This window comes from Pseudogracilibacillus sp. SO10305 (assembly GCF_037072005.1).
In the GTDB taxonomy this organism is placed as follows: domain Bacteria; phylum Bacillota; class Bacilli; order Bacillales; family Amphibacillaceae; genus Pseudogracilibacillus; species Pseudogracilibacillus intestinigallinarum.
In genome coordinates, this window is sequence record NZ_JAXHDE010000029.1 from 1 (window position 1) to 7,693 (window position 7,693).

At 31.7% G+C, this 7,693-nt stretch carries 7 protein-coding genes and 1 pseudogene; 7 read left to right on the forward strand and 1 reads right to left on the reverse strand.

The window, feature by feature from the left end; genetic code table 11:
* Positions 1–97: 97 nt before the first annotated feature.
* The 3 genes from SPD45_RS14195 to SPD45_RS14205 are packed head-to-tail and all read left to right on the forward strand — an operon-like array spanning position 98 to position 2,901.
* Positions 98–598, forward strand: coding sequence for a TRAP transporter small permease (locus SPD45_RS14195; protein WP_336268434.1), 501 nt, complete (start codon positions 98–100; stop codon positions 596–598).
* Positions 599–621: 23 nt separating this feature from the next.
* Positions 622–1,893, forward strand: coding sequence for a TRAP transporter large permease (locus SPD45_RS14200; protein WP_336268435.1), 1,272 nt, complete (start codon positions 622–624; stop codon positions 1,891–1,893).
* Positions 1,894–1,935: 42 nt separating this feature from the next.
* On the forward strand, positions 1,936–2,901 hold the full coding sequence (locus SPD45_RS14205; RefSeq protein ID WP_336268436.1) for an ornithine cyclodeaminase family protein: 966 nt from the start codon (positions 1,936–1,938) through the stop codon (positions 2,899–2,901).
* A gap of 254 nt (positions 2,902–3,155) precedes the next feature.
* Here SPD45_RS14205 and SPD45_RS14210 read toward each other — a convergent pair whose 3' ends face one another.
* Positions 3,156–4,337: a sugar diacid recognition domain-containing protein gene (locus tag SPD45_RS14210; protein WP_336268437.1), complete on the reverse strand. Its 1,182-nt coding sequence runs from the start codon at positions 4,335–4,337 to the stop codon at positions 3,156–3,158.
* Positions 4,338–4,608: 271 nt separating this feature from the next.
* On the opposite strand from SPD45_RS14210, the gene SPD45_RS14215 reads away from it, so the two are divergent.
* The 4 genes and pseudogenes from SPD45_RS14215 to SPD45_RS14230 all read left to right on the forward strand — a co-directional run.
* A complete protein-coding gene (locus SPD45_RS14215) occupies positions 4,609–5,775 on the forward strand; it encodes an NAD(P)/FAD-dependent oxidoreductase (protein WP_336268438.1) in 1,167 nt (388 codons plus the stop codon).
* 111 nt (positions 5,776–5,886) lie between these two features.
* Entirely contained in the window at positions 5,887–6,672 is a 786-nt protein-coding gene (locus SPD45_RS14220; RefSeq protein WP_336268439.1) for an SDR family NAD(P)-dependent oxidoreductase, read from the forward strand.
* A 59-nt stretch (positions 6,673–6,731) separates the two neighbouring features.
* On the forward strand, positions 6,732–7,496 hold the full coding sequence (locus tag SPD45_RS14225) for a LamB/YcsF family protein (RefSeq protein ID WP_336268440.1): 765 nt from the start codon (positions 6,732–6,734) through the stop codon (positions 7,494–7,496).
* A 29-nt stretch (positions 7,497–7,525) separates the two neighbouring features.
* Positions 7,526–7,693 (forward strand): annotated as a pseudogene (locus tag SPD45_RS14230) (electron transfer flavoprotein subunit beta); the annotation flags it as partial.

Genomic DNA, 7,693 nt, shown 5'->3' on the forward strand with positions numbered 1-7,693 from the left:
TTTTATATGAAACAAAATTTTTACACATGAATGTATATTAAGTAATTTTGTAAAATAATTAACTGAGCTGTATTATTTTTGAATAAGGATGATGTATATGGACTTAATGAAGAGTATTACTAGAATCGCTCAATTTATGGACAAAACATTAGAGATATTTGCAATGATTACAATTGTAATTAGTGTAGCATTAGCTTTTATAAACGTTATTTTAAGATACTTTTATGGTATTTCATATGAGTTATTAATTGAAATTTCCACTTATTCTATTGTATACGGTGTGTTTGCGTATGTAGGTCCATTAATCAAACAAGATGAACATATAAAAATGAATATTCTTCGCGAATTTTTTCAAGATAGAAAGTTTATTAATTATATAGATATTTTTATAAGTTTCCTTATGCTTTGTATTTTTACATATTTATTTTATGGAGGAATACTTTGGAGTTCCTCATTACTTGAAATGGGTTCAAAGACATTGTCTGGAGAAATGCTTTTATTCATACCAGCATTAGCAGTTGTTGCTGGAATGGTAATAGGATTGATTTATTCTTTGTTACAAATGATAAAGGAAATTCGAGAAATTATTGAGAAATAACTTGCGACGAAGGAAGTGATTGCATGGTCATTGTCATTGGGCTAGTTATATTTATAGGTTTATTAATCATTGGGGCACCAATTTGGTTGAGTTTAAGTATTAGCGGTGGAGCTCTTGTTTTAGGATTTGTAGGTATGCCGTTAGAAACGGTTGTATCGCAATTTTTAATTGCAACCGATAGCTGGATTTTATTAGCTATTCCATATTTTCTTTTGGCAGGAAATCTAATGACAGATCTTGGAATGGCCAAAAAAATGTTAGGATTTATAACTAATCTACTTGGCCACCTTCCAGGAGGAATGTCAGCAGCAGCAGTATTATCGTGTGTAATTTTTGGAGCATTATCAGGGTCTGCTGCAGCTACTGTGGTTGCTGTAGGTGCGATGGTTATTCCGGAAATGTTAAAGTTGGGATATTCAAAAGAAAATAGTATGGGAATTATTGCGACATCAGGTACACTAGGACAAATGATACCACCAAGTGTATATATGATTGTTTATGCATCAATGACACAAATTGATGTTGGACAAATGTTTATTGCAGGTATTATACCAGGTTTGTTTATCGCAGCGCTTTTAATTATTACTGCGATTATTGTTAGCTGTAAGGAACAATTAAAAATTAAAAAGAGAAGTAGTATAAAAAATATTATGCATTCTTTTTTTATTGGACTACCAGCGTTATTAATGCCGATTATCGTTTTAGGAGGGATATATGCGGGAATTTTTACTCCAACAGAAGCAGCAGCTGTAGCGGTTGTTTACGTACTTGTTATTAGTTTTGTATTTAATAGAAAAGAATTTACAAGGAAAAATATAAATCGTAGTTTGGTAAATTCAATGAAAACCACTACAGTTATTTACATACTATTATGTGGAGCAGTATTGTTTTCAACAGCACTAACTTACATAAAAATACCAATGCAAATTACGCAATATGTATCAACACTAACAGTTCCTGGTTGGTTAATTTTACTATTTATTTTAGGGATTTATTTATTATTTGGTATGTTTTTAGATGCATTACCAATTCTTTATATAACAATCCCAATTGTGTATCCAACAGTTATGTCATTGGGCTATGACCCAATTCATTTTGGAATTATCACTGTTGCATGTATGATGATTTCTCAAGTAACACCACCCGTAGGTGTAAGCCTTTTTGTAATTAGTGGTCATTTTAATGAAAGATTAAGTACTGTTATTAGAGGATCCATTCCTTATCTAATTGCTCTTGTATTTGCAACAGCATTATTGGTTTATTTTCCATGGTTTAGTACAGTTCTTGTACCGTGAAAAAATAAATAAAAGTAATTATAAATAGTAAGGAGAGATAGTATGTTACATATTACAGAAGAAGATGTGTTGAAACATTATAGTATGAAACAATGTATGAAAGATGTGGAAAAGGCATTTAGTCTTTCAAAGACAACAAGAGTAGATATACCGTTTAGAACGATCTTACATCATAATGGTGAAGGAGCACATACCTTATATATGCCATCCTACATTGAAGATATACAGTATGCCTCTATAAAAATTTCTAGTTTATTTCCAAGTAATAAAGAAATCCCGATGATTCAAAGTTTAATTGTTTTAACGGAAACCATTTCTGGAAAGCATGTAGCGACACTATCTGCATCCGCTTTAACTATGTTAAGAACTGGTGCAATTAGTGGTATTGGTACGAAATATCTTTCAAGAAAAAATTCGGAAGTATTATCGGTAATCGGTTGCGGAGCTCAATCCTTCGGTCAGGTTCAGGCTATAATGGAAGTGAGAGATATTACAAAAATTATTTTATATAATCGTACAACCGACAAAGCTGAATTATTAAGTGCAAAAATCTTTGAATTGTATTCTTCCTGGGCCGGTGAAGTAATCATTATGGAAGATGCCAATGAAGCTGTGAAAGCAGCAGATATTGTAGTTTCCTGTACATCTGCAGATACACCGGTTTTTAGTGGAAAATGTATTAAAAAAGGTACCCATATTAATGCTATCGGCTCCTGTGCACCTAATAAGCATGAATACGATGTTCATGTATTGAACCGTGCTAGTAAAGTTGTCGTTGATACGTTTGAAGGTGCTAAAAATGAAGCGGGGGGGTTATTAATTCCACATAATAACAATGAGTGGTCATTAAATAAAATTTACGGAGAGTTGTCTGATGTTATTTTAGAACAAGAGGAAGTAAGAAATTCAGCGGATGATATCACTTTACTTGATTCAGTAGGAGTAGGATTTTTAGATACTATATGTGCAGCATCTATATATACTAAAATTAAAGAAATTTATAAATAAGTTGATGAGGTGTAGAAAGAGTTTGGGAAAAATAAAAAGCTAGTGTCAAATAAGAATGATAACTCGATAAACGCAGGAAATATACGGAAACTCCTAAGGAAAGAAAAGCATAGATAAGCCTTTGGAAGGCGTACCCCAAAAAAGAGGCTTATCAGTTACCGACTAAAAGCGATAGTACATTTGTGTTAAGTTTATCTAAAATGAACTATTCGTTTTTAAAGAATTTTACTAAGCTATATCCCAAACTCTTAAACTCATACACTGTTAATTTTAAGGTATAAATAAACTAATATACAGTGATTAAAGTCGCTTAAAGTAATTTTTGTTATATTTGTAAACTGATTTAAACGATAAATTAATGAATTTCTATGTATAAATAGATTTCTTGCAGCGTCACTCAAATTAAATTTTGATTCACAGTAAACGATAAATGTATTTGCAAGCACATCATAATTTTCATGTTCAATTAATGGCCTGATAGACGGCTTTATTCGATCAAAAAAGTCATTTGGGAGTTCATTAATGATAATATGAAGTTTGTTTGTTAAATCATTATAGTTAGAAAATCTGTTGTTATTATTTAATTTCGAATTAACGTCAATAGTTTGCAATGCATTGTAGTATGAATTTTGAAGGCCTTGGATACCGTTCGTTATATTTCCGATTGAAATATTAGCATACACACCATACTTACTTTTTAATATTTTATTTACCATTTTAGTATTTTTAATAAACTTATTTATTTTTTTTTCTGTAAGCCCCTCATAATCAATATGTTTCAAAATACAAAACTCCTCAAAAGTTAAGCGACCAATTAAATCTTCGTTATGATCAAGAAAATATTCAGTTAACTCTTCTAAAATTTCATCATGCATTTCGAGAGTAGGCTCATCATTTTGTTGTTGGTGACATCTCATTATTTTAATGACAATACATACCCTGTCGATATTAAAGTCATATCCTAACATCTTTCCATAACGTATAATTTGTTTTTCATCGTGTTTATGACTATCAAAATTTAATACATACTGAATTAACGTGTCTAAGGTATTAGACTCGAGCGACTTAACTTCCTTTTTAATTGTTTCATGACAAATCATTTCAATATGATTTTTAACAAGTTTAATATAATTTTTTGTTTCCGTATCTTTACCTGTTTTTCCAATAATTCCCACAGCCCCAATAATTTTTTCATTTACATTAATTGGTGCTGCAACGCCAGGAAAGATATTTGGGAAGTCCTTTACAGCGCTTTCATTAAAGTAAATAAATCTATTAGCTTTTATTACCTCGGCAAAAAGGTTGTCGTACAATCCTATTCGGTTTAAATCATTTACTCCAATTAAATAACCTTCTTCGTCCGATATACTTACAGGAAACCCAATGATTTTTGTTGTATCTTCTGATATTTTTTGTGCAATTTGCTTTAGAATCATTGCTCTGCTCCTTTTACTTTTAGTAAGAATACAAAATAACTCAATGTGTTTATTATATTATAGGAGCGAGAAGTTAACAATATCGAAAAATAAAAGGTTAATAAAGAGTTAGTTTGTACAAAGTGCAATATAATAAATAAATTTGATAGTTGATTTTTGGTTGTTATGGAAATAGACAGTAATTCTATCTGTAGCATATAATTTATTCAATACATTGAAAGTCTAGTTGTTTTAGTAATAAAAGAATATATTACTGATAGGAGCTGTTATGATGACGAAAAAGTTTGATTTAATTATTGTAGGAGGAGGCATTATGTCCTCAAGTGTTGCTTATAATTTATATAATGACGGTTATACGGGGAAAATTGGAATATTTGAGAAAGATCGTGGATATGAATATTCTTCAACACCAAGAAGTGAAGGAGGAATTCGCCAAACATTTAGTACAGAAGTGAATATTAAGATGAGTCAGTATAGTTATAAAAAATATAAAACTTTTGAAGAAGACATGAAAGTTGATAATGACTTAGCTGTTATTGACTTTAATGAAAACGGTTACTTATATTTACTGAATGAACAATCCATGCCCATTTTTAAAGATATTATTAAAATTCAAAAATCTTTAGGTGTAAAGACAAACTTAATGAATCAACTAGAAACTCAAGATTTTTTTCCAGAACTAAATGTAGATGATTTAGCTGGTTCTGTTTTTGATCCTGAGGCAGGAAGTGCTGATCCCTATTCAGTTTTACAAGCATATGTAAAAAAATCTAAACAATTAGGTGCTACTTATATTTATGATGAAGTAGAAACAATTTTAACGGAAACTTCGAAAGTTACTGGTGTGCAGACTGTGAATGGTGAACGTTATATAGCTCCTATTGTTGTTAATGCTGCTGGACCATGGTCTGGTGATTTAAGCAAAAAAATAGGTATAGAAATTCCAATTAAACCTTTAAAAAGACAACTATTTTCTATTGATACTGCGGATAAGTTCTCAAAAGAAATACCTTTTACATTTGATCCAACCGGAATGCATTTTAGAGGTGAACGTTCAAAGATTGTTGTCGGATGGGCTACGGAAGTTCCATTTGGTTATGATTTTAAATTAGAAAAGAGTTTTTTTGAAGAAGAAATATGGCCATTATTAGCTGCACGTTCTAATCACTTTGAAAGGCTTAAATTAGAAAGTGGCTGGACTGGTTTATACGACTACAACTATGTTGATTGTAATGCAATAATTAGTGATCATCCCGAAATGGAAGGGTACTTTATTATTACTGGTTTTAGCGGTCATGGATTTCAGCATGCTCCTGCAGCTGGTAAGGGGTTGTCTGAATTAATCCAACTTGGAAAATTTGAAACAATAGATTTATCTCCATTATCAGTAGAAAGATTTAAAAGTAATAAATTAATAATGGAAACAGCCGTATTTTAAATGAATATTGATGATGTAGGATTTGATAAAATTAACTCTGATGATTGAAGCTATCAAGTCCTAATACTGTTTTTTAATGTTATGTATTAGAACATGGAAGGAGTTTTATAGATGAGATTAAAAAATAAAGTGGCAATTATTACGGGTGGAAGTCGTGGTATAGGTTTTGCTATTGCAAAAATGTTTGGAAAAGAAGGAGCTAAAATTGTTATTGCAGATGTTAATGAAAAACTTGGATTGGAAGCAACAGATGAGTTAAAAGAAGAAGGGTTAGAAGTGGAATTTATTCGTACAGATGTATCAAACGAGGAAAGTGTTATTCATTTAATTCAAGAGACGAAAGAACTATTCAATCATATCGATATTTTAATTAATAATGCAGCTGTATCTATTCGTAAGTCTGCAGTTGATACATCCTTAGAAGAATGGCAAAAAGTGTTAGGGGTAAACTTGACGGGAGCATTTTTGTGCTCTAAGTATGCTGTAAAGGAAATGGAACAACAGAAAAGTGGCGCGATTGTCAATATTGCTTCCTGGCATGCTGATAAAACAATAACAAGGTTTGCCGCTTATGCTGCAGCTAAAGGTGGAATGACCGCATTAACTAGACAAATGGCATTAGATTGTGGAAAACATAATATTAGAGTTAACGCTGTATTGCCAAGTACCGTAGATACGCCAATGTTATATGAAACAATGCAAAATTTACCTGATCCGGAAGAAGCATGGAAACAAACATTAGATTTTCAACCGTTAGGTAGAATTGCAACTTCAGATGATATTGCTTATGCTTGTTTATATTTATCTAGTGATGAATCTAGTTATGTTAGTGGACATTCATTAAGAGTGGACGGTGGAACTTATGTTAAAGTGGCTAGACCACTGATGTTTGATTGATAAAGAACAATGAATTGAAAATATAATCATTAAAATACTGATTAGAAAGGTTGATGATGATGTATATTGATTTAAATTGTGATATGGGTGAGAGCTTTGGAGCTTATAAATTGGGAAAAGATGATGAAGTTATCCGATTAATTTCATCAGCAAATATTGCATGTGGATTCCATGCAGGAGATCCGAATGTTATGGATAAAACGGTTAAAATGGCGAAAGAAAATGGCGTTGGAATTGGTGTTCATATGGGATATCCAGACTTATTAGGCTTTGGTAGAAGAGATATTATAATAAAAAAGGAAGATTTAGTTAATTATATTATTTATCAAATGGGTGCCTTACAGGCATTTTGTATAAGGCATGGAGTTGAAATTCAACACGTTAAATCCCATGGAAGTATGGGAAATATGTCTTATGTGAACGAAACGGTTGCCGATGCAGTGACAGATGCAATTTTACAAGTAATGCCGGACACAATGTTATTCGTTATTGAGAACACAGTAGTACATAAAATAGCAGAGGGAAAAGGAATAAAAGTTGTAAAAGAAGTGTTTGCAGACAGAGCTTATAATGAGGATGGAACGTTGGTTTCCCGATCTGTAGATGGTGCTGTAATTAAGAATCCAAATGATGCTGCCGATCAAGTACTAAATATGGCTTTGAATGGTAAAGTCAAAACAATTAATGGAAAAACGATTGCAATGACTGCAGAAAGTATTTGTGTGCATGGTGATACGGATGATGCAATTGCGATTGTTCGGAAAGTAAAAGAAAGATTAGAAGCAGCAAATGTAAACATCCAACCAGTCGGAACATGGTTGTAAAATTATTATGAGCGTAGGAGGAAAAAGAAATGAATATTTACGTATTATTAAAGAGAACTTTTGATACAGAGGATAAAATTGTCGTGTCAAACGGACAAATTGAAGATGATAGTGCCGAATTTATTATTAACCCTTACGATGAGTATGCAGTGGAAGAAGCAATTGTACAGCGTGATGCACATGGTGGAGAAGTAACT

Bases quoted from the DNA above. Each gene is read 5' to 3' on its own strand.
- SPD45_RS14195 (WP_336268434.1), top strand. From the start codon at position 98: ATGGACTTAATGAAGAGTATTACTAGAATCGCTCAATTTATGGACAAA.
- SPD45_RS14200 (WP_336268435.1), top strand. From the start codon at position 622: ATGGTCATTGTCATTGGGCTAGTTATATTTATAGGTTTATTAATCATT.
- SPD45_RS14205 (WP_336268436.1), top strand. From the start codon at position 1,936: ATGTTACATATTACAGAAGAAGATGTGTTGAAACATTATAGTATGAAA.
- SPD45_RS14210 (WP_336268437.1), bottom strand. From the start codon at position 4,337: ATGATTCTAAAGCAAATTGCACAAAAAATATCAGAAGATACAACAAAA.
- SPD45_RS14215 (WP_336268438.1), top strand. From the start codon at position 4,609: ATGACGAAAAAGTTTGATTTAATTATTGTAGGAGGAGGCATTATGTCC.
- SPD45_RS14220 (WP_336268439.1), top strand. From the start codon at position 5,887: ATGAGATTAAAAAATAAAGTGGCAATTATTACGGGTGGAAGTCGTGGT.
- SPD45_RS14225 (WP_336268440.1), top strand. From the start codon at position 6,732: ATGTATATTGATTTAAATTGTGATATGGGTGAGAGCTTTGGAGCTTAT.